Origin of the sequence: Pseudomonas sp. 18175 (assembly GCF_050432925.1) — a bacterium.
Classification (GTDB): Bacteria; Pseudomonadota; Gammaproteobacteria; order Pseudomonadales; family Pseudomonadaceae; genus Aquipseudomonas.
Genome location: NZ_JBKFTO010000029.1, coordinates 14008 through 33573 on the forward strand (window position 1 = coordinate 14008; position 19566 = coordinate 33573).

The window sequence follows — 19566 nt, forward strand, 5'->3', positions numbered from 1 at the left end:
CTTATGGAGCGTCACGTACTTTTTGTGTGTGTTTTTGGTGCGCTTTTTCGTTTGAAAGTGAGTCGCACGGTAACGCTATAGCGGAATCTGAGTGTTCTCAATGAGTTGCGATGGCTATTGAATTGTCCTACAGCCCGCGTCAATTGCGGGTTTGTAACATTTTGGCGCAAATCTTGCGTAAAAAATAAAGAACGCCCTGTTGGTTTCTTTTCACGAGAAAGATCCCGGGCCGGGTGGACCGTTTTCGCAATTCCTCGTAAAGGTGTGTCAATGAGTAGTACGCAAAGCTCCAATGACCTCGAACAGGGGCTCAAACCGCGTCACGTCACCATGCTGTCGATTGCCGGCGTTATTGGTGCCGGTTTGTTTGTTGGCTCCGGCCACGCGATTGCTGCCGCCGGGCCGGCCGTACTGCTGGCGTATGCCGCTGCGGGCACGCTGGTGGTACTGGTGATGCGCATGCTGGCCGAAATGGCCGTGGCGTCGCCGGATACGGGTTCGTTTTCCACCTACGCCGACCGTGCGATCGGTCATTGGGCCGGTTTCACCATCGGTTGGTTGTACTGGTGGTTCTGGGTCTTGGTGATTCCTTTGGAAGCCAACGCCGCAGCTACCATCCTGCATGCCTGGTTCCCGGATATTGCGATTTGGGCCTTTACCCTGGTCATCACCCTGCTGCTGACCGCGACCAACCTGTTCAGCGTGAAGAACTATGGTGAGTTTGAGTTCTGGTTCGCGCTGATCAAGGTCGTGGCCATTGTGGGCTTCGTTATCCTGGGCCTGGCCGCGATTTTCGGCTTCTTGCCCACCAGCCAGGTCAGCGGTGTGTCCCACCTGTTCGACACCCAAGGTTTTATGCCTAACGGCATGGGCGCGGTATTGGCAGCGATCCTGACCACCATGTTCTCCTTCATGGGCACCGAGATCGTTACCATTGCTGCCGCCGAATCGAAGAACCCGGGCCAGCAAATCACCAAGGCCACCAACTCGGTGATCTGGCGGATTGGCTTGTTCTACCTGCTGTCGATCTTCATCGTGGTATCCCTGGTGCCATGGAACGATCCAGTCCTGGCGGCGGTAGGTTCCTATCAGACCGTGCTGGAACGCATGGGCATCCCGAATGCCAAGCTGATCGTTGACATCGTGGTCTTGGTTGCCGTGACCAGCTGCCTTAACTCGGCGCTGTACACCGCCTCGCGCATGCTGTTCTCCCTGGGTCGTCGTGGTGACGCACCGGCCGTGGCCAAGCGCACCAACAAGAGCGGCACGCCTTATTGGGCGGTAATGTTGTCCACCGGCGCGGCGTTCCTCGCGGTATTCGCCAACTATGTGGCTCCGGCTGCCGTGTTTGAGTTCCTGCTGGCCAGCTCCGGCGCTATCGCGCTGTTGGTGTACCTGGTGATCGCAGTGTCGCAACTGCGCATGCGCCAGAAGCGTACGGCGGCGGGTGAGAAGATTGTCTTCAAAATGTGGCTGTTCCCGGGCCTGACGTACGCGGTGATGGTGTTTATCGTCGGTACGCTGACCATCATGCTGTTCCAGGAAGCACACCGCGTGGAGATCATCGCGACTGGCGTGCTGAGCTTGCTGGTGGTGGCGGCGGGGCTGTTGGTGTCGAGTCGTCGCAAGGCGCAGAAAGTGGGTGCCGCAGTACTTAACTGACACAGCGCGATTAAAAAATGTGGGAGCGGGCTTGCTCGCGAATGCGGAGTGTCAGTCACTGAATCAGTTGGCTGATACACCGCATTCGCGAGCAAGCCCGCTCCCACATTTGGTTTTGGGTCAGTCTTCTTGGTTGGCCAGCGCTTGGGAGGCCGCTACGTAATCAGCCTGGAACTGCGCCGATTCAATCCACGCCAGCGCGCTCGCTTCATCATCGGTGTCGGTGGCCCACTGGTGGTACTCGATCAACACCGCAAAGATAAAGTCAGTGGCCTCCTCTTCACCTTCCTGTTCCAGCACCAATGCCAGCAACGGGTGCGCCAGGAATACTGCACACAACGCCTGCTGGCTGGTCTCGCCGGCGGCACGCATTTCGATAAACAGGTCGATCAAATCCACCGACTCAAGGTCGATGCGGCTGTCATCGCCCGCAAATGCATCCGGCTTGGTGGCAACGGCGCGTTGGGTGCGGTTCTGCTTGGCCTTGGTCTTGGCCCGTTGGGCGCGTTTTTGCTGCTTGTTTGGCGAGGCCATGGGTGTGACGTCCTAGGGTTCAGAGTGGGCTATTGAAGCGCAGGTTGGGGGAAATCCCAAGGGTGTCCACCGTTAATTGGCCGTTTTGCAGCCAAGCCAATGCAATTGGCCACAGCCGATCCCGGTACTCGCTACGAAAGAATGCGAAGTGTCCGACCTGTTTTTCACCGATGTCTTCGGGTGCGATTCGTATATGGGTGCACTCACTGTTGTCGAAATAACCCAGTAACCGTTCGATGGCGGCCACCGTTCCGAAGGGGTCGTCAGTGATGCTGATGGCCAGCAACTGCGCAGTTACGCGACTGAATGGCAGCTCGCCCAAATCGCGGCCGCTAGGTCGCGTTTCATATCTGGGTGTCGGCGTGCTCCAATCCCGCACTACGCCTGCCGGCGTATCTTCCAGCCAGCCCAGGCGCTTGCCGGGAAAGTATCCGCACAGTGCCGTTAGCAGCGGCATCAGCACATGCCACTTGGCAAGCATGCGCCAACGTCCATTCGCCGCGTAGTCTCGCCAGTACGCAAACTGCGCTCCCACAGTCACCATCCGTCGAATCACCCCTCCCGACGCCCCGAGGCCCGCTGCGCAGCCGCCGAAGCTATGGCCGACCACATCAATGGGCTGCCCCGGGAACTCCCGTTGGGCGCGCTGCAATACCGCCTCGAAGTCCAGCACGCCCCAATCTGACCATGAGGCTTTGAATCCTTTTAGCGAGCCGCTGCGGGACTCGCCGATGCCGCGATAGTCGTAGGTGATCACGTCCAGGCCGTTGGCAAACAGGTAGTCGGCGAACCGCGAGTAATAACGGCAGCGCAGGGAGGTGGCGGCATTGATGATGACGACGGGGCGTTCGAGGTCGGTACGCGGGTGACGCCAGGTGAAGCCGCCGATGAGGTGACCGTCGGCCGCGTGTTCCTTGAAGGGGGCACTTTTGCTTTGATCTGGCAGGCTTCTAGGCACACGCAAAGAGGTGTGATCCAAGTTCATTCTTTGCATGCCTTCTAATTTTTATTTTTGGTAACAGTTGATCAGTTTGCCAGCACTTGATCGCGATTTTGTAGGTTCACTAATCTTCTGCGCTCACTGATAAAGCCATACATCCGAGAGGAACGACAGCAAACCATGGACCGATTAGACTGGCAGGCATCCATTTTGGAGGTCTCCATGAGCATCCCACTTTCGCCTATCGTTTCAGAGTTTGAAACAGAGGAGCAGGCGGCCAGCTATGACCGTTGGTTCCGTGCCAAGGTCCAGGCGTCTATTGATGATCCTCGTCCGAGCATTCCACACGATGAAGCCATGGCTGAAGTCGAGAGGATACTGGAAGAGAGGCGCAAGGCTCGCCGTGCTGCACGCTTAATTGCTGTAAGTCTCGACCTTGCGACGGTAGATGCATAGGCTTGCTGCTTTGCGACCAGCTAGAGCATCTCGATGACCCGCGACACCCTTGAACACAATCAGATCTCCCTCTACTTCGTCGCTGTTTTCCTGGCAGCCGCATTTGGCTTGCTCGCACCCTCATCGGCCAACGGCCTGGGCGCGCTGATCACCCCCGCCATCGCCGTGCTGATGTACGCGATGTTCCTGCAAATCCCGTTTCTCGAGTTGCGCAGTAGCCTGGCTAACAAGCGCTTCTTGTCAGCACTGCTGCTGGCCAACTTCATTCTGGTGCCCTTGCTGGTGTGGGCGTTGACCCGCGGCCTGGTGGAGCGCCCGGCGTTGCTGGTGGGGGCACTGTTGGTATTGCTCACGCCGTGTATCGACTACGTGGTGGTGTTTACCCATATCGGCAAGGGCGATTCGCGATTGATGCTGGCGGCGACGCCGGTGCTGTTGCTGCTGCAGTTGGCGCTGTTGCCGGTGTACCTGGGGTTGATGCTGGGGGCGCAGTCTGAGGTGGTGGTGCAGGCGGGGCCGTTTGTCGAGGCGTTCTTGCTGCTGATCGTGCTGCCGATGGTGTTGGCGGTTCTGACCACTGCACTGGCGAAGCGCTCAGGTGTAGTCCGGGCCTGGAACGACGCCTGGGCCTGGCTGCCGGTACCGGCCATGGCGCTGGTGTTGTGGGTGGTGATCGCTTCGCAGATCACATCGGTGGTGCGTGATATCGGCCTGCTGTTGCCGGTGATCCCGGTGTATGTGGGCTTTCTGGTGCTGGCGCCGTTGCTGGGGATGCTGGCTTCGCGGTTGTTCGCGTTGCCTGCGGTGACGGCGCGGGCGGTGACGTTCAGTGCATCGACGCGCAACTCGCTGGTGGTGCTGCCCTTGGCGCTGGCCTTGCCCGAGGATGTGCGCGGGTTGGCCGCCACGGTGGTGATCCTGCAAACCTTGGTCGAATTGGTCGGGGAGTTGATCTACATCCGCCTGATCCCAGCGTTGGTGTGGCCCGCGCGTCGGTAACTGTGTGTCTGTTCAGGCGCTATTCAGCAGGGTGGTCGGCACCATAAGTCGGCGCCCCTCACCTGACAGGTCAACCGATGGATCACTGCAACCGCTTTCGCCTGGAGTCCCTTGGGATTTTCCTGTTCGCCTTGTTGCTGTTCACCCTGGGAATCTGGGATCAGCAACCACAAGGCTTTGACGGCCGCTGGGCGTTGTTCCTGCAGGAAATGTTTCGCCATGGCGCGAGTCTTTTTCCTACGACTTACGGACAGCCCTACGCGGACTACCCTGGCACCGCCACGTTCTTAAGCTATGTATTTGCCCGGCTGTTTGGTGCGCCCAATCATTTGGCGAATGTGTTGCCCACCGCGCTCGCGTCCGCCGGCGTGGTTGCGCTGGTCTATCGCTTGCTGGCGCCGTCCAGTCGCCAATGGGCGCTGCTCACGGTGTTGTTGACCCTGCTCACCACCCAGTTACTCGAAAAATCCCGCTCGGTGTGCCTGGATCAGATGGTAGCGCTGCTCTGTGTAGGCAGTTTCTACCTACTGCACAGCGGCGGGCGCTGGAGGCGGTTGGCGGTGTTCGCGCTGTTCATCCTGGGCTTTGCGATACGTGGGCCGCTGGGGTTGATCGAGGTGTGTGGCGTGGTGTGCGTGTATTGGGCGCTGGGCAGGCCTGGGGAGCGGGTCAGGCAGGTATTGATCCACGGCATCGTTGGTTTGGTAGTGCTGGCGGCTTGTTGGTGGTTGTTGGTGAAGCTGGCGCGCATCAGCGGTGGTGACGCATTCGCTGACGAAGTGTTCAAGATGCAAGTCGGTGGGCGCCTGGATGAAACCGGCGAGCCGTTTTATTTCTATTTTCAACTAAGCCTGTACCGCTATTTCCCGGTGGTGCCGTTGGCATTGGCGGCGATGATCGCGCTGCGTCATCGGTGGTCGGAGCGATTCGCGGGCGATATGCAATTGGTGGTGCGACTGGGCGCGTGCGGCCTGATGATTTTGCTCGGGTTGTCGATACCGCACTTCAAACGCGCTTATTACATCCTGCCGATGGTGCCGATGTTTGCCGCTGTCGCCGCCTATGGGCTGCTCCAGGCGCAAGGATGGCTCACTGGCGTGCGCCGATGCTACGAAGGGCTTGTCGTGGCGCTACCGACGTTGTGCGTGGTTGTAGTGTTTGTGTGTCGGCATGGCTGGCAGAAGCACGGTTACTGGCCGGGTGTTTCGCTGCCGTTATTGCTTGGCGTGTTGGTGGTGCTGCAAGGGGCGGCGTTGGTTGCGTGGCGGCGTGCGGGGCGGTTGGTGTGGCTTAGCCTGATCGCGTTGATAGCGCAGTGGTTGTTGCTGGTCACAGTGGTGGAGCCGGCCAAGGATTTGCAGTTCGATACCCGAGCCTTTGTCGCTCAGGTCGAGACGCTGCGTGCCACGCAGCCAGGGCCATTGGTGTTTATCGATCTGGGGCGGGACACCTGGGCGGTGCGCTACATGATGAACCTGGATCACGACGAGCAGCCAGTGTTTGTTGGCAGTGACCAGCTTGGGCGATTGGGCACGCTGCCACGGCCGGCATGGGTGATTGTGGCGCGTAAGGAGGCGGCGCTGTTGCGTGGAACGCCGCTGGAGAGTCAGGTGCCGGATTTTGAGGGGCGGTTGAATGACAATCCGTTGATGGTGTTTTTGTTCAGATGAAAAACCGCAGTCTAGGGTTGATCCAATTGCTCTGGTATGAAGCCCTCGTCTCGCAGAGATTTGATTACGCCTCTGATCAAGTAGTTGTTTGAGAAGCCAATGGTGTACTGCCGTGCGCCTGGGTTGATAGGGAGCAACATGCCTTGATCCACCAGTTTTTTTATCTGGTAGGTTCTTTGTGGTGCGGACAGCATTGGAAGTGCATCGGCGATATCGCCAGCTTTGACGACTTTCAGTTGAATGGCCGTGATAAGGATTTTTTCCTCCAGCGGCGTTATCCATTCGCGATCTTTTGCCAGTGCGACCGTTGGGGCAAGGATGTGTTTGGTCAGATACCCGTAATCGGTCAGTCTGCTGACCTTCTCCAGTTCATCCCTGATGCCTGCGAGGACATAGGTGCACCAGGCCTCAAGGCCTTCTTTGGTGCCCGTGTCTGCGGTGGACAGCATCTCGTAATATTTTTCTCGATCAATACAGAACACAGCGGTGGGGTTGAGTACTCGGCCGCCTGTACTGACATTGAAGCCGTATTTCATCAACAGTGCGTACGTAAGAAGGCGTACGACACGTCCGTTACCGTTGCCAAAAGGGTGGATCCAGCCAAATCGGTGATGAGCCAGGGCCACTTTCATCAAGTCGTATTTGGGGGCATCCGGCTTATTGACGAAGGTGACCAGCTCTTGCATGTATCCCGGCACCATCACAGCATCCGGGGGGAGGTGGTCTGACTGAGCTATGCGCACGCCTGCTTCTCGATAGGCGCCGGGCGTCCGATCACCTTCGCGCTGAAGTCCTTGAACGGTTATTGAGTGAATTTCGCGAATGGCAAATTCGGTAAGGTCTGAGCCTGGCTGGATAATGCTTTCAACGTAGTCCATGGCCTTTTCGATGTTCGCGATCTCTCGTAGCTGATCGGAACCCTCGGCTGTCCCGTCAACCTTGCTTTCGATGTAATCGGCCAGCGTGGTGTGGTTGCCTTCAATGCGGGCAGAACCCAGGCTTTCTAAAGTGTGGAACAGGTCTTTGAGTTGGAAGAAGACGGCGGGCGGTGTGTCGCCACCCAATTGCAGGCGCCTCAGATGTTCCAGTTCGCCCAGTACGTCAACCAGGCCTGAGTCGAACGAGGGGTTCAAAAGCTCAAGATCGTGGTGAAGAAACTCGGCCATATTGGGAAATATCTCAAGATTGGTTTTTGGTTATCTCAAAAGTAGTGCGCTAAAGCGCTCATAAAATGGGCGTTGAGGGCCTTATTAGGTCCAACACTATCTCAAAATTGAATTTCAGATAAGTGAAAAACATCTGAAATTGAACTGCATTTTGGACGACCATTCTTCCAGATCGGGAAGCAGGCGTATGGGGTGGGGTTGGGAGGATAAAATCCCAGACAACAAAAAACCCGCACTAGGCGGGTTTTTTGTGTGTTTCAGAGGGTGCTGGCACCACCTAAAACTAATTAGTGGTGCCCAGAGACGGAATCGAACCGCCGACACGGGGATTTTCAATCCCCTGCTCTACCGACTGAGCTATCTGGGCAACGGGGCGCATTAAACGGGTTTTTCAGGGGGTCGTCAAGCAAGTTTTCAAAAAATATTTAATTATTACCGTCGCTTACGAGCAGACCCCGGTTTTTGATCAATTATTGAGCAGGCGGCACGTAGCCGTCGGCCTTGGCGTAATCCTCGCCGGAAAAGAACTTGTCCATTTCGCCCGCCAGGTATTTACGGTCTTCGGCGTTCATCATGTTCAGGCGTTTTTCGTTGATCAGCAGGGTCTGGTGTTTCAGCCAGTCGGCCCAGGCGTTGGCAGACACGTGTTCGAAAATGTCCTGGCCCTTGGCGCCCGGATACGGAGGGCGTTCCAGGCCTGGCAATTCTTCTTTGTACTTGCGGCACATTACGGTGCGGGTCATGACGACACTCCTGCATTCAAAACATCGGCCGCGCGCTTCAGCAGTTTTTTCACCGGGGCGGCAAGGCCCAGGCGCGGCGGGGTGGCGAGGTTATACCAGAGCCAGTCGGCCTCGGCCACGTGATGGGCGGATTCCTCGACTTGGACCAGCCAGGGTTCGATGGCCAGTTGGAAGTGGCTGAAGGTGTGGATCAACCCCGGCAGCGCCTGTTGCTTGCCCAGTTCCAGCGCGTGCTGGTGGGCGAGGTGTTCCAGGTCTTGCAGGTCGTCCAGCTCCGGCAAGCTCCACAGTCCACCCCATAGCCCTGTCGATGGGCGGCGGTAAAGCAGGATAGCGCCCTCGGCATTCGCCAGCATCGGCATCAGCGTGCGCTTCTGCGGGATGGTCTTGCGCGGCTTGGGGATCGGGTAGCGCGTTTCCAGGCCGAGCATGTGGGCTTCGCAGCCTTTTTCCAGCGGGCACAGCAGGCAGCTGGGCTTGCTACGGGTGCAGAGGGTGGCGCCCATGTCCATCATTGCCTGGGTGTAGGCGTTGACCCGATCATGGGGCGTGAAGCGCTCTGCAGTGGCCCACAGCTGTTTGGCCACCTTGGGTTCGCCTGGATAGCCCTCTTGCGCAGTAAAGCGCGCCAGCACGCGCTTGACGTTGCCATCGAGGATCGGCGCGCGCAGGCCCATGCTCAGGCTGGCGATGGCGCCGGCGGTGGACAGACCGATGCCCGGCAGTTCGGTGAGTTTTTCCACATCCTTGGGAAACTCGCCGCCGTACTCGGCCACGACAATCTTCGCGGTCTTTTGCAGGTTGCGCGCCCGGGTGTAGTAACCCAGGCCGGTCCACAAGTGCAGCACTTCATCTTCTGGTGCGGCGGCCAGGGCTTCGACCGTCGGCAGCGAGGCCATGAAGCGGTCGAAGTAATTGAGCACGGTGCTCACCTGGGTCTGTTGCAGCATGATCTCCGAGACCCACACCCGATAAGGCGTGATGCCCTGTTGCCAGGGCAGGTCATGGCGACCGTGGCGGTCGTACCAGTCCAGCACCGCCGTTGAAAACTGCTCGTTTCTCATCGTTTGAACAGGCCTTTCAAAGCGTCTTTGAGCTGTGGGTTAACCTTGTCGAGTTTCTCTTCCAGCTTCTCGCTGAGCTTGTTGCCAGCAGCCTTGATCGCCACTTGGCTCAAGCCGTCCTTGTCCAGGCGGCAAGCCTTGGCGCCCAGTTCCAGCGGGCCACGGCAGCGCAGCGGGACTTCGATGTTCTGGAAGTTGGCGCCCACCTGGCAGGCCGGGTCCGGCACGTCGCGCTGGTCGCCTTCGACGATGATGCCGACGCGGTAATCCATGCCCAGTACGCGCAAATCGACGTCACCGTTGCCGTTCACTGTCAGGCCTGGGATACGTACTTTCAGGTCGGGGTTGCTGGCTACGCCGTTACGGAAATTCAAGTTGCCTTTCAATTCCTGGAACGGGGTGTCTTTGCCTTGGGGCGTGGTGCTCAGGGTCTTGCGATTGAGCAAGGCGATGCCGGTGCACAGTTGCTGTTCAAGGTTGGCGTTGAGCAGCGCGCCGTTGTTGATCACAAAGCTGGCGTTACCGTTGAGGCTGTCGATCAGGGCTTTTTGGCTGTTGCCACGGCCGCTGAGGTTGCTGTCGAGGGTGACCTGGCCTTTCACTGGCGGCGTTTGCCCCTGGGCTTGCAGGATACGTTCGACCGGTACTTGCTTGATATGGGTTTGCAGTGCCAGCACTGGAATATCCTGGCGCACATCAAGGTTGCCGTTGGCCTGGAAGTTGCCGTTGTAGAGACCGCCGCTGAGGGTGTCGAGCTTGAGCTGGCCGTCGAGGCCGGTGGCTTTCAGCGTAGCGTCCTGGATTGGCAGTTTGCTCAGGGTCAGTTGGCCGAAGGACAGGTCGGCGTTCACGTCCAGCGTGCGCAGGCGCGCCACTGGCAGCAGCTTGTCGGTGCTCCAGGCGCCTTTGGTCGGGGCGTCCGGCAGCGGGGTGGTGCCACCGGCAGCCATCGCTCCTGCTTCGCTGTTCTGCACTTCAGCCTGGCGTGCAGCGGTTGCGCCCTTGGCGGATTCGGATTTGGCCGGCAGGTAGTTGTCGGCGTTGAAAGTGTCGCCCTTGAGCTGGACCCGCAGGGACTGCTTGGCGAAATCATCCACGGCAAGGCGACCGGTGAAGGTGCTGCCGTCGAGTTTCAGGTTCAGGTCTTCCAGGGCCAGGCTGGTTGGCGTGCCGATGAGACGGCTGACCAGTTCGACTTTGCTCAGGCTGCCCTCGGCCATTGGCGGCAGCGGGTGGCCGACGCTGTCGAGGAACTTGGCCAGGTCAAATTGGGCGATGGACAGGGCGCCACTCAGCTGTGGAGTGCTGTCCAGGCTGTTGACCTTCAGTTCGCCCAAGGCGCGCAGTTGGTTGGCCGAGAGTTTCAGGTTGGTCCATTCGGCGATGTTCGCCGCCTGGTCCAGCAGCAACTGGCCTTGGGTGGAGAAGGTCACGGTCTTGCCTTGCAGCGGCTCGCCGGTTGCTTCGCCGGTGATCTTCATGTCTTCGAACTGGTAGCGCTTGAGGGCGCGTTGGATGCGCAGGTTGCCGTTGAGCTCGGTCTTGACGCGCATCACCGGCTGGTTACTGCCGAAGAACGCAGTGAGCTTCACCGGAATGCTGGCGCCTTCGTGCACGGCACCGGCGCTCAACTGGATGCTTTCTGCGCTGAATTGCTTGCCGGTCTGCTCATCGTTGTATTCAACGCGGGCGTTGTTGATGGTCAGGCTGTCGATGTCCAGGCGGATAGGTTTGGACGGTTTTTCCGGCTCATCGGCGGGAGCTTCCGCTGGGGCAGGGGCGCCGGCAGTGGTCTGGGCGACGTTCTTGCCGATGTCTTCCCAGTTGCCGTGGCCTTGCTTGTCGCGGTTCAGGCGCAGGTTCAGGCCTTCGACGCGTACGTCGCTCATCTGCACTTCGCGGCGCAGCAGCGGCAGCACGCGTACCGACAGGCCGAGCATCTGCAGGTCGGCAAACGGTTGAGTCGGGTTGGTCAGGGTCGCCACGCTGGCTTCGTGCAGCTCCAGACCGAGCCAGGGGAATAGGCTCCAGCCGATGTCGCCATTGAGCGTCAGCTCGATGTGGGCCTTGTCGCGGGCAATCTGGCGAATCTCGTCTTTATAGTCGTTGGGATCGAAGAGATGGGTCAGGGCAAAGCCCAGAGCCACAATGATCAGCAACAGCCCGAGAAGTACCAGACCCAGGATTTTGCCGAACGCTTTCATGGGCGAGTCCTTGTATGTCGATTTCAAAATTTAGCCGCAGAGTATAACGCCGGTAACCGTACGTCAGTTCGCAGATCGTTACATTGTATCCCGGCCCAGCAAAACGGGATTTTGACGTCAGATAAAACGGATATTCCGAAAAAGGTGATGTCATTTTGGTTTTTCTGTCATGCGCAGGTGCTAATCTGCGCCGGTTCGTCTGCCTTCTGCGACATAGCGTCGCGCTTAAATGGAGCTTTACTCAAGACAACGGCCAACGCTCTGCGTGCAAGGCCGAGGGAGAGAGCGCCTGACGGACACATACTAACAACTGGGGGAAACACCAATGAGCACTAGCACTGCGGCAGCTTCAACTGCCGCACAGCCTGCGTTCCTGTCCAAGGAACGCATCATCGCCAAGCCCGGCTTCAACCGCTGGCTGGTTCCGCCGGCCGCCCTGGCTATCCACCTGTGCATCGGCATGGCCTACGGCTTCTCGGTGTTCTGGTTGCCGCTGTCCAAGGCACTGGGGATTACCAAGCCGGTGGCCTGTGCGCCGGACATGAGCTTTATCGCCCAAGTCTTCTCGTCCCAATGCGACTGGCCCATCTCCATGCTGGGCTGGATCTACACCCTGTTCTTCATCTTCCTGGGCTGCTCGGCAGCCATCTGGGGCGGCTGGCTGGAACATGCCGGGCCACGTAAGGCCGGCGTTGTATCGGCGCTGTGCTGGTGTGGCGGTCTGTTGATCTCGGCGCTGGGTATCTATACCCACCAGATCTGGCTGATGTGGATCGGCTCCGGGGTCATTGGTGGTATCGGCCTGGGCCTGGGTTATATCTCGCCTGTGTCGACCCTGATCAAGTGGTTCCCGGATAAGCGCGGCATGGCTACCGGCATGGCGATCATGGGCTTCGGCGGCGGCGCAATGGTTGGCGCCCCGCTGGCCGCTGCATTGATGGGCCACTTCGCCTCGCCAACCAGCGTCGGCGTTTGGCAGAGCTTCCTGGTGATGGCTGCGATTTACTTCGTGTTCATGATCGGCGGCGCCTTGTCCTATCGCGTTCCGCCAACCGGCTGGAAGCCTGAGGGCTGGACCGCGCCGGCGAAAAAAGCCAGCAACGCGATGATCACCCACCGTCACGTGCACGTGAATGTGGCCTGGAAAACCCCGCAGTTCCGCCTGGTATGGCTGGTGCTGTGCCTGAACGTATCCGCCGGTATCGGCATCCTCGGCATGGCTTCGCCACTGTTGCAGGAAGTGTTCGGCGGCAAGCTGTTGGGCGTGGATGTGCCGTTTGGTCAGCTGGATGCGGGTCAACTGGCCTCTATCGCGGCCATCGCGGCGGGCTTCACCGGTTTGTTGAGCCTGTTCAACATCGGCGGCCGGTTCTTCTGGGCGTCGTTCTCTGACTACCTGGGCCGTAAAAACACCTACTTCGTGTTTTTCGCCCTGGGCTTTGCCCTGTATGCGCTGATCCCGAACCTGGGTCATCTGGGCAACGTGGCGCTGTTCGTGGCGGCGTTCTGCATCATCCTGTCGATGTACGGCGGTGGTTTTGCGACGGTGCCTGCTTACCTGGCCGACCTGTTCGGTACACAGATGGTGGGCGCGATCCACGGTCGCCTGCTGACCGCCTGGGCGGCGGCGGGTGTGCTGGGTCCGGTGCTGGTGAACTACCTGCGTGAATATCAACTGAGCATCGGCGTGGAACGCGCTGCGGCTTACGACATCACGTTGTATATCCTCGCGGGCCTCTTGGTGCTCGGTTTCATCTGCAACATGCTTGTACGTCCGGTGGCCGACAAGTACTTCATGACCGACGCCGAGCTGGCTGCCGAACAGGCGCTGGGTCATGACAAGGGTGCAGACGCCACGACTTCCCTGGAGTGGAAAGCTGCGTCCGGCACCGTGCCATTGGCCATCGCGGCCTGGCTGGTGGTGGGTATTCCGTTGGCGTGGGGTGTGTGGGTGACCCTGCAGAAGACGGCGGTACTGTTCCACTAAGTTGAATACAGGCAGGTGCACCATCCTGGAGCACCTGCTTGTATGCACATGTCTATCCCCGACACTCCATCAGTCTTATCCCCTCCGATGTTTCTGTTTGGCGCCCGCGCCCCTATAATGGCTGCCTTTTTCGCCCAATGATTTTGCGGAGCTGGTGATGGCCGAACGTAAGGCGTCCGTCGAGCGCGACACTCTGGAAACCCAGATCAAAGCCTCGATTAACCTGGATGGCACCGGAAAGGCCCGATTTGATATCGGTGTACCTTTTCTTGAGCACATGCTGGACCAGATCGCCCGTCACGGGCTGATCGACCTGGATATCGTCAGCAAGGGCGACCTGCATATCGACGACCACCACACGGTGGAAGACGTCGGTATCACCCTTGGCCAGGCGTTTGCCAAGGCCATCGGCGACAAAAAAGGCATCCGCCGTTACGGCCACGCCTATGTCCCGCTGGACGAAGCGCTGTCGCGCGTAGTCATCGACTTCTCTGGCCGTCCAGGCCTGCAGATGCACGTGCCCTACACCCGCGCCACCGTCGGCGGCTTTGACGTTGACCTGTTCCAGGAATTCTTCCAGGGTTTCGTCAACCACGCACTGGTCAGCCTGCACATCGACAACCTGCGCGGCACCAACACCCACCACCAGATCGAAACCGTGTTCAAGGCTTTCGGCCGCGCCCTGCGCATGGCCGTGGAACTCGATGACCGCATGGCCGGGCAAATGCCTTCGACCAAGGGCGTCCTGTAATGCAGACGGTCGCGGTTATCGATTACGGCATGGGTAACCTGCACTCGGTGGCCAAGGCCCTCGAACACGTAGGTGCCGGCAAGGTGCTGATCACCAGCGATGCCAAGGTGATTCGCGAAGCCGACCGGGTGGTGTTTCCCGGCGTTGGCGCGATTCGCGATTGCATGGCCGAGATTCGCCGCCTGGGCTTTGACAGCCTGGTGCGTGAAGTCAGCCAGGACCGCCCGTTCCTCGGCATCTGCGTGGGCATGCAAGCCTTGCTTGACCGCAGTGAAGAGAACGACGGCGTGGACTGCATCGGCCTGTTCCCAGGCCAGGTGAAGTTCTTCGGCAAGGACTTGCACGAAGACGGCGCCCACCTGAAAGTCCCGCACATGGGCTGGAACGAAGTCAGCCAGACTGTGGATCACCCGCTGTGGCACGACATTCCAGACCTGGCGCGCTTCTACTTTGTGCACAGCTACTACATCGCCGCCGGTAACCCGCGCCAGGTGGTGGGTGGTGGGCACTACGGCGTCGATTTCGCCGCCGCGTTGGCCGAAGGCTCGCGTTTTGCCGTGCAGTTCCACCCAGAGAAGAGCCATACCCATGGCCTGCAATTGCTGCAGAACTTCGCCGCCTGGGATGGGCGCTGGTAAATGGCCAAGAAGCCGAGGTTGCCGCTCTTGAACCTCACGCCCGAGCAGGAGAGTGAGGCTACCCTCAAGATCAAGCGGTTCATGGAAGATCGCTTCGAGCTCAAGCTGGGTTCGTTCGAGGTTGCTGAGATCCTCGAACTGTTTACCACCGAAGTGGCTCCGCACTATTACAACAAGGCGATTTTCGATACGCAGACGCTCCTTAAAGAAAGGTTCGAAAGCATCGAAAGCGACTTGTGGTCGCTTGAGAAACCCTGATTTCCCAAGCATTGCTGAATATCGAATAAGGTTTGCCAGATGCTGATTATCCCCGCTATCGATCTCAAGGACGGCGCCTGCGTACGTCTGCGCCAAGGCCGCATGGAAGACTCCACCGTGTTCTCCGATGACCCGGTGAGCATGGCTGCCAAATGGGTAGAAGGAGGCTGCCGCCGCCTGCATCTGGTGGACTTGAACGGTGCCTTCGAAGGCCAGCCGGTCAATGGTGAAGTGGTGACCGCCATCGCCAAGCGCTACCCGAACCTGCCGATCCAGATCGGCGGCGGTATCCGCTCCCTGGAAACCATCGAGCACTACGTCAAGGCTGGCGTCAGCTACGTGATCATCGGCACCAAGGCGGTCAAAGACCCAGCCTTCGTCGCCGAAGCCTGCCGCGCGTTCCCGGGCAAGGTCATCGTTGGCCTGGACGCCAAGGACGGTTTCGTCGCCACCGACGGCTGGGCTGAAATCAGCACCGTGCAAGTGATCGACCTGGCCAAGCAGTTCGAAGCCGACGGCGTGTCCGCCATCGTTTATACCGACATCGCCAAAGACGGCATGATGCAGGGCTGCAACGTACCGTTCACCGCCGCGCTGGCCGCTGCGACCAAGATCCCGGTGATCGCTTCCGGCGGCATCCATAACCTGGGCGACATCAAGTCGCTGCTGGACGCCAAGGCCCCTGGCATCATTGGCGCCATCACCGGCCGTGCGATCTACGAAGGCACCCTGGACGTCGCCGAAGCCCAGGCTTACTGCGATGCCTACAACGGCTGAGGACTGACCATGGCGCTGGCCAAACGCATCATCCCTTGCCTGGACGTCGACAACGGTCGCGTGGTCAAGGGCGTCAAGTTCGAGAACATCCGCGACGCCGGTGACCCGGTGGAAATTGCTCGTCGCTACGATGAGCAAGGTGCCGACGAGATTACCTTTCTCGACATCACCGCCAGCGTCGATGGCCGTGACACCACGCTGCATACCGTCGAACGCATGGCCAGCCAGGTCTTCATCCCGCTGACCGTGGGCGGTGGCGTGCGCACCGTGCAAGACATCCGCAACCTGCTCAACGCCGGCGCGGACAAGGTCTCGATCAACACCGCCGCCGTGTTCAACCCGGAGTTCGTCGGCGAAGCGGCGCAGCACTTTGGCTCGCAGTGCATCGTCGTGGCCATCGACGCCAAGAAGGTTTCCGGCCCGGGTGAAACCCCGCGCTGGGAGATCTTCACCCACGGCGGACGTAAACCCACCGGCCTGGATGCGGTGGAGTGGGCGATGAAGATGGAGGGCCTGGGCGCCGGTGAAATCCTGCTGACCAGCATGGACCAGGACGGCATGAAAAACGGCTTCGACCTCGGCGTAACCCGTGCCATCAGCGACGCGCTGGGCATTCCGGTGATCGCTTCCGGCGGCGTTGGCAACCTGCAGCATTTGGCCGACGGCGTGATCAAAGGCCACGCCAGTGCCGTGCTGGCGGCGAGTATTTTCCACTTTGGCGAATACACCGTTCCCGAGGCAAAAGCCTACATGGCGGCGCGCGGCATCGTCGTTCGCTAAACGCTGCTGGACACCATGGCAAGTGCGCGGCACTCTCTGCGCTTGCCATGGATTCCGGTAGCCCTTCATGTTCAAACACCTGCTGCTCGCCCTCGCCAGTACCTCCATCTTTCTGGCAGGTTCGGCTCACGCCGAAGAGCCGTCCGACCCCGCCCTGGTGTTGCTGACGGAAAACTTCCCGCCGTACAACATGGCGAAAAACGGCAAGAACTTTGCCAAGGAAGACAACATCGAAGGCATCGCCGTGGACATCGTGCGCGAGACCTTCAAGCGTGCCGGCATTTCCTACAACCTCACCCTGCGGTTTCCTTGGGAGCGAATCTACAAACTTGCCTTGGAAAAACCCGGCTACGGCGTGTTCGTGATGGCCCGCCTGCCGGATCGCGAAGCTTTATTCAAATGGGTCGGCCCCATCGGCCCGGACGATTGGGTGCTGCTGGCCAAGGCCGACAGCAAGATCCAACTGGCCGACCTTGAACAGGCGCGCCGCTATAAGATCGGCGCGTACAAGGGCGATGCCATTGCACAGACCTTGGAAAAGCAGGGCCTCGATCCGATAGTGGTGCTGCGCGACCAGGATAACGCGCAAAAGCTGCTGGATGGCCAGATCGACTTGTGGGCCACCGGTGATCCCGCAGGGCGCTACCTCGCGCGCCAAGTCGGTGTAACCGGGCTCAAGACCGTGCTGCGCTTCAACAGTGCCCAGCTGTACCTGGCGCTGAACAAAGACGTGCCGGATGAGGTGGTGGTCAAGTTGCAGGCTGCGCTGGACCAGTTGCGCAAGGATGGCCTTGTGGACCAGATCATGGCGCGTTATTTGTAGCGATAAGTACCGTTCTTGCCGTGCCCTGCCATGGCTTGATTGCTGCGCACGCTGATCATCAGCTTGATATCGATCCAGTCCACGCCCTGGGCCTTGAGCTTGGGCAGTTCGCGCTCCAGCACCGCTAGGGTTTGCGGATACGGGTGACCGATCATCACCGCCGAACCTTGTTTATGGGCCAGTTTGATCGCGGTTTGCAACTGCGTGGTGATGGCCGCTTCAGTGCGCTCATCGTCCAGGAACACATCCCGCGAGACGCTGGCCAGGCCGATCTTCTGGGCCTCGGCGGCCGCCACGGTTTGCGCACTGGTGCGACTGTCGACAAAGAACTTGTTGCGCCGTTGCAGCTCGGCCATCAACCAAGCCATCGCCTCCGGTTGCGCGGTCATACGACTGCCCATGTGGTTGTTGATCCCTGCGGTATAGGGAACCGCCTTGAACGCGGCGTCCAGGCGCTTGCCGAGTTCCTCGATGGGCAACTCGGGGTGCCAGGCGAAGGGGCCGGTGGCCGGGTCCATGGGCATGTGCAGGATCACTATCTTGCCGGCCTTGTGGGCCTCACGGGCGAATTCGGCAGCGTGGGGTGTGTCGGGCATGATCGCCGTGGTCACCGGCCCCGGCAGGGCCAGCACGCGACGATCCCTGGGCAGGTTTTGCCCAAGGTCGTCGATGATGAGGGTCAGGTAGGCTTTGTGCGGCTCGCTGGCCGGGGCCGCGTGAGCGACTCCGGCCAGGCTGCACAGCACAGCGATGATCAGGGTAAAGCGCATATCAACGGCTGCGGGTGATGCTCAAGCCCTTGAGCAGGCTCAGCGCCTGGGCCAGTTGGTAGTCATCGTCCTGAGGCATCGGCTTGGCTTTGGCGGCGCTGCCGGTTGGCTGGTCGGCACCGCCGTTGCCATTGCCCAGGTGGCCTTGCAGGTCTGCTTCCTTGTAGTACTCGCTGTCGGCCTCGCTGGTGATCTTGGCCTTGCGCACTTCGATGTCCGGCACGATGCCCTGGGCCTGGATCGAGCGGCCATTTGGCGTGTAGTACAGCGCAGTGGTGATCTTCACTGCGCGCTCGTTGTTCAGCGGCAACACGGTTTGCACCGAGCCTTTGCCGAAGCTGGTGGTGCCCATCAGCACGCCGCGTTTTTGGTCTTGCAGGGCGCCAGCGACGATTTCCGAGGCCGAGGCGCTGCCGCCGTTGATCAGCACGGCCAGTGGCACGCCTTCGCTCAGGTCGTTGCCGGTGGCCGAGAAGCGCAGCTCGGAGTTGGCGATACGGCCCTTGGTGTACACGATCAGGCCTTTGGTGATGAAGTGGTCAACCACTTCTACCGCTGCCTGCAGCACGCCACCTGGGTTGTTACGCAGGTCGAGCACGATGCCGTTGAGCTTCTTGCCGTTGTCCTTGCGCAGCTTGGCCAGGGCCTTGGCCACTTCGTCGCCGGTCTTGACCTGGAACTGGGTGATGCGGATGTAACCGTAGCCCGATTCCAGCAGTTGGCTCTTCACGCTCTTGACCGTGATGGTGGCGCGGGTCAGCGTCACGTCAAACGGCGTGCCGCCGTCGCGCACCAGGGTCAGGGTGATCTTCTGGCCGATCTTGCCGCGCATCTTGTCGACGGCTTCGGTCATGGTCTGGCCGCGGGTCGGCTGGCCGTTGATCTTGACGATAAAGTCACCGGCTTGGATGCCCGCTTTCGACGCCGGGGTGTCGTCGATCGGCGACACGACTTTGACGTTGCCGTCTTCGGAGCCGACTTCAATGCCCAGGCCGCCGAACTCACCGCTGGTGCTTTCCTGCAGCTCGGCAAAGTCTTCCGGGCCCAGGTAGGCGGAGTGCGGGTCGAGGTTGCTGAGCATGCCCTTGATGGCATTTTCCAGCAGGGTCTTGTCGTCTACGGGTTCGACATACGCGGCTTTGATGCGGTCCATGACCTCGGCAAAGGTGCGCAACTCGTCCAGCGGCAATGGTGCCTTGGTGGTCGCGGCCGTGGCAGCAGGTGCAGCAGGTGCTGCCTGGTCGGCGAAAGCCAGAGGCGCGCCGATCACCAGGGCGATCGTCAGAGCCAGCGATGTAAGGCGGGACAAATGCAGCATGTCGAACGAACTCCTAATGTAGATGC

At 59.8% G+C, this 19566-nt stretch carries 19 protein-coding genes and 1 tRNA gene; 11 read left to right on the forward strand and 9 right to left on the reverse strand.

What is annotated here, in order from left to right; translation table 11 throughout:
• The first annotated feature begins 270 nt into the window (after positions 1-270).
• A complete protein-coding gene (gene gabP / locus ACLD1Y_RS27715; RefSeq protein WP_429480885.1) occupies positions 271-1662 on the forward strand; it encodes a GABA permease in 1392 nt (463 codons plus the stop codon).
• Between the two features lie 120 nt (positions 1663-1782).
• Here the strand turns inward: gabP and ACLD1Y_RS27720 are convergent, their stop codons facing one another.
• Complete coding sequence (locus ACLD1Y_RS27720) at positions 1783-2196, reverse strand: hypothetical protein (RefSeq protein ID WP_429480886.1); 414 nt, start codon at positions 2194-2196, stop codon at positions 1783-1785.
• Between the two features lie 19 nt (positions 2197-2215).
• Entirely contained in the window at positions 2216-3181 is a 966-nt protein-coding gene (locus tag ACLD1Y_RS27725; RefSeq protein ID WP_429480887.1) for an alpha/beta hydrolase family protein, read from the reverse strand.
• Positions 3182-3358: 177 nt separating this feature from the next.
• On the opposite strand from ACLD1Y_RS27725, the gene relB reads away from it, so the two are divergent.
• From relB to ACLD1Y_RS27740, 3 genes are all read left to right on the forward strand, one after another.
• Positions 3359-3592, forward strand: a complete 234-nt coding sequence (gene relB, locus ACLD1Y_RS27730) for a type II toxin-antitoxin system RelB family antitoxin (protein WP_429480888.1) — start codon at positions 3359-3361, stop codon at positions 3590-3592.
• A gap of 33 nt (positions 3593-3625) precedes the next feature.
• A complete protein-coding gene (locus ACLD1Y_RS27735; protein WP_429480889.1) occupies positions 3626-4591 on the forward strand; it encodes an arsenic resistance protein in 966 nt (321 codons plus the stop codon).
• A 77-nt stretch (positions 4592-4668) separates the two neighbouring features.
• Positions 4669-6261 carry an ArnT family glycosyltransferase gene (locus tag ACLD1Y_RS27740; protein WP_429480890.1) on the forward strand — a complete coding sequence of 531 codons (1593 nt, stop codon included), beginning with the start codon at positions 4669-4671 and terminating at the stop codon, positions 6259-6261.
• Between the two features lie 11 nt (positions 6262-6272).
• On the opposite strand, the gene ACLD1Y_RS27745 is transcribed toward ACLD1Y_RS27740, so the two are convergent.
• The 5 genes from ACLD1Y_RS27745 to ACLD1Y_RS27765 form a co-directional block, all read right to left on the reverse strand.
• Entirely contained in the window at positions 6273-7427 is a 1155-nt protein-coding gene (locus ACLD1Y_RS27745; protein WP_429480891.1) for a Fic family protein, read from the reverse strand.
• A gap of 291 nt (positions 7428-7718) precedes the next feature.
• Positions 7719-7794 (reverse strand) — tRNA-Phe (locus ACLD1Y_RS27750).
• A 103-nt stretch (positions 7795-7897) separates the two neighbouring features.
• On the reverse strand, positions 7898-8170 hold the full coding sequence (locus ACLD1Y_RS27755) for an oxidative damage protection protein (protein ID WP_429480892.1): 273 nt from the start codon (positions 8168-8170) through the stop codon (positions 7898-7900).
• Entirely contained in the window at positions 8167-9234 is a 1068-nt protein-coding gene (gene mutY, locus ACLD1Y_RS27760) for an A/G-specific adenine glycosylase (protein WP_429480893.1), read from the reverse strand. Before mutY ends, ACLD1Y_RS27755 begins: the two co-directional genes overlap by 4 nt.
• Entirely contained in the window at positions 9231-11438 is a 2208-nt protein-coding gene (locus tag ACLD1Y_RS27765) for an AsmA family protein (protein ID WP_429480894.1), read from the reverse strand. Before ACLD1Y_RS27765 ends, mutY begins: the two co-directional genes overlap by 4 nt.
• Positions 11439-11763: 325 nt before the next feature.
• On the opposite strand from ACLD1Y_RS27765, the gene ACLD1Y_RS27770 reads away from it, so the two are divergent.
• The 7 genes from ACLD1Y_RS27770 to ACLD1Y_RS27800 all read left to right on the forward strand — a co-directional run bounded on the left by ACLD1Y_RS27770 (position 11764) and on the right by ACLD1Y_RS27800 (position 17452).
• Positions 11764-13425, forward strand: a complete 1662-nt coding sequence (locus tag ACLD1Y_RS27770) for an OFA family MFS transporter (RefSeq protein ID WP_429480895.1) — start codon at positions 11764-11766, stop codon at positions 13423-13425.
• A gap of 157 nt (positions 13426-13582) precedes the next feature.
• Positions 13583-14176 (forward strand): imidazoleglycerol-phosphate dehydratase HisB, encoded by a 594-nt coding sequence (gene hisB / locus ACLD1Y_RS27775; protein WP_003218037.1) that lies wholly within the window; start codon positions 13583-13585, stop codon positions 14174-14176.
• A complete protein-coding gene (gene hisH / locus ACLD1Y_RS27780; protein ID WP_159960341.1) occupies positions 14176-14814 on the forward strand; it encodes an imidazole glycerol phosphate synthase subunit HisH in 639 nt (212 codons plus the stop codon). The genes hisB and hisH overlap by 1 nt, the downstream gene beginning before the upstream one ends.
• Positions 14815-15072 carry a DUF2164 domain-containing protein gene (locus ACLD1Y_RS27785; RefSeq protein WP_429480896.1) on the forward strand — a complete coding sequence of 86 codons (258 nt, stop codon included), beginning with the start codon at positions 14815-14817 and terminating at the stop codon, positions 15070-15072.
• A gap of 39 nt (positions 15073-15111) precedes the next feature.
• Positions 15112-15849: a 1-(5-phosphoribosyl)-5-[(5-phosphoribosylamino)methylideneamino]imidazole-4-carboxamide isomerase gene (gene hisA / locus ACLD1Y_RS27790; RefSeq protein ID WP_003187784.1), complete on the forward strand. Its 738-nt coding sequence runs from the start codon at positions 15112-15114 to the stop codon at positions 15847-15849.
• A 9-nt stretch (positions 15850-15858) separates the two neighbouring features.
• A complete protein-coding gene (gene hisF, locus ACLD1Y_RS27795; RefSeq protein WP_429480897.1) occupies positions 15859-16629 on the forward strand; it encodes an imidazole glycerol phosphate synthase subunit HisF in 771 nt (256 codons plus the stop codon).
• A gap of 67 nt (positions 16630-16696) precedes the next feature.
• The gene (locus tag ACLD1Y_RS27800; protein WP_429480898.1) at positions 16697-17452 is read left to right on the forward strand and encodes a substrate-binding periplasmic protein; all 756 of its coding nucleotides are present in this window, start codon (positions 16697-16699) and stop codon (positions 17450-17452) included.
• On the opposite strand, the gene ACLD1Y_RS27805 is transcribed toward ACLD1Y_RS27800, so the two are convergent.
• Together ACLD1Y_RS27805 and ACLD1Y_RS27810 are read right to left on the reverse strand one after the other, a co-directional pair.
• The gene (locus ACLD1Y_RS27805; protein WP_429480899.1) at positions 17443-18222 is read right to left on the reverse strand and encodes a divergent polysaccharide deacetylase family protein; all 780 of its coding nucleotides are present in this window, start codon (positions 18220-18222) and stop codon (positions 17443-17445) included. The genes ACLD1Y_RS27800 and ACLD1Y_RS27805 overlap by 10 nt on opposite strands.
• A 1-nt stretch (position 18223) precedes the next feature.
• Complete coding sequence (locus tag ACLD1Y_RS27810) at positions 18224-19540, reverse strand: S41 family peptidase (RefSeq protein ID WP_429480900.1); 1317 nt, start codon at positions 19538-19540, stop codon at positions 18224-18226.
• Between the last annotated feature and the right edge of the window lie 26 nt (positions 19541-19566).

Bases quoted from the DNA above. Each gene is read 5' to 3' on its own strand.
- ACLD1Y_RS27725 (WP_429480887.1), bottom strand. From the start codon at position 3,181: ATGAACTTGGATCACACCTCTTTGCGTGTGCCTAGAAGCCTGCCAGAT.
- ACLD1Y_RS27755 (WP_429480892.1), bottom strand. From the start codon at position 8,170: ATGACCCGCACCGTAATGTGCCGCAAGTACAAAGAAGAATTGCCAGGC.
- ACLD1Y_RS27740 (WP_429480890.1), top strand. From the start codon at position 4,669: ATGGATCACTGCAACCGCTTTCGCCTGGAGTCCCTTGGGATTTTCCTG.
- ACLD1Y_RS27805 (WP_429480899.1), bottom strand. From the start codon at position 18,222: ATGCGCTTTACCCTGATCATCGCTGTGCTGTGCAGCCTGGCCGGAGTC.
- hisA (WP_003187784.1), top strand. From the start codon at position 15,112: ATGCTGATTATCCCCGCTATCGATCTCAAGGACGGCGCCTGCGTACGT.
- ACLD1Y_RS27800 (WP_429480898.1), top strand. From the start codon at position 16,697: ATGTTCAAACACCTGCTGCTCGCCCTCGCCAGTACCTCCATCTTTCTG.
- relB (WP_429480888.1), top strand. From the start codon at position 3,359: ATGAGCATCCCACTTTCGCCTATCGTTTCAGAGTTTGAAACAGAGGAG.
- ACLD1Y_RS27785 (WP_429480896.1), top strand. From the start codon at position 14,815: ATGGCCAAGAAGCCGAGGTTGCCGCTCTTGAACCTCACGCCCGAGCAG.
- gabP (WP_429480885.1), top strand. From the start codon at position 271: ATGAGTAGTACGCAAAGCTCCAATGACCTCGAACAGGGGCTCAAACCG.
- hisH (WP_159960341.1), top strand. From the start codon at position 14,176: ATGCAGACGGTCGCGGTTATCGATTACGGCATGGGTAACCTGCACTCG.
- hisF (WP_429480897.1), top strand. From the start codon at position 15,859: ATGGCGCTGGCCAAACGCATCATCCCTTGCCTGGACGTCGACAACGGT.
- ACLD1Y_RS27765 (WP_429480894.1), bottom strand. From the start codon at position 11,438: ATGAAAGCGTTCGGCAAAATCCTGGGTCTGGTACTTCTCGGGCTGTTG.
- hisB (WP_003218037.1), top strand. From the start codon at position 13,583: ATGGCCGAACGTAAGGCGTCCGTCGAGCGCGACACTCTGGAAACCCAG.
- ACLD1Y_RS27770 (WP_429480895.1), top strand. From the start codon at position 11,764: ATGAGCACTAGCACTGCGGCAGCTTCAACTGCCGCACAGCCTGCGTTC.
- ACLD1Y_RS27720 (WP_429480886.1), bottom strand. From the start codon at position 2,196: ATGGCCTCGCCAAACAAGCAGCAAAAACGCGCCCAACGGGCCAAGACC.
- ACLD1Y_RS27810 (WP_429480900.1), bottom strand. From the start codon at position 19,540: ATGCTGCATTTGTCCCGCCTTACATCGCTGGCTCTGACGATCGCCCTG.
- ACLD1Y_RS27745 (WP_429480891.1), bottom strand. From the start codon at position 7,427: ATGGCCGAGTTTCTTCACCACGATCTTGAGCTTTTGAACCCCTCGTTC.
- mutY (WP_429480893.1), bottom strand. From the start codon at position 9,234: ATGAGAAACGAGCAGTTTTCAACGGCGGTGCTGGACTGGTACGACCGC.
- ACLD1Y_RS27735 (WP_429480889.1), top strand. From the start codon at position 3,626: ATGACCCGCGACACCCTTGAACACAATCAGATCTCCCTCTACTTCGTC.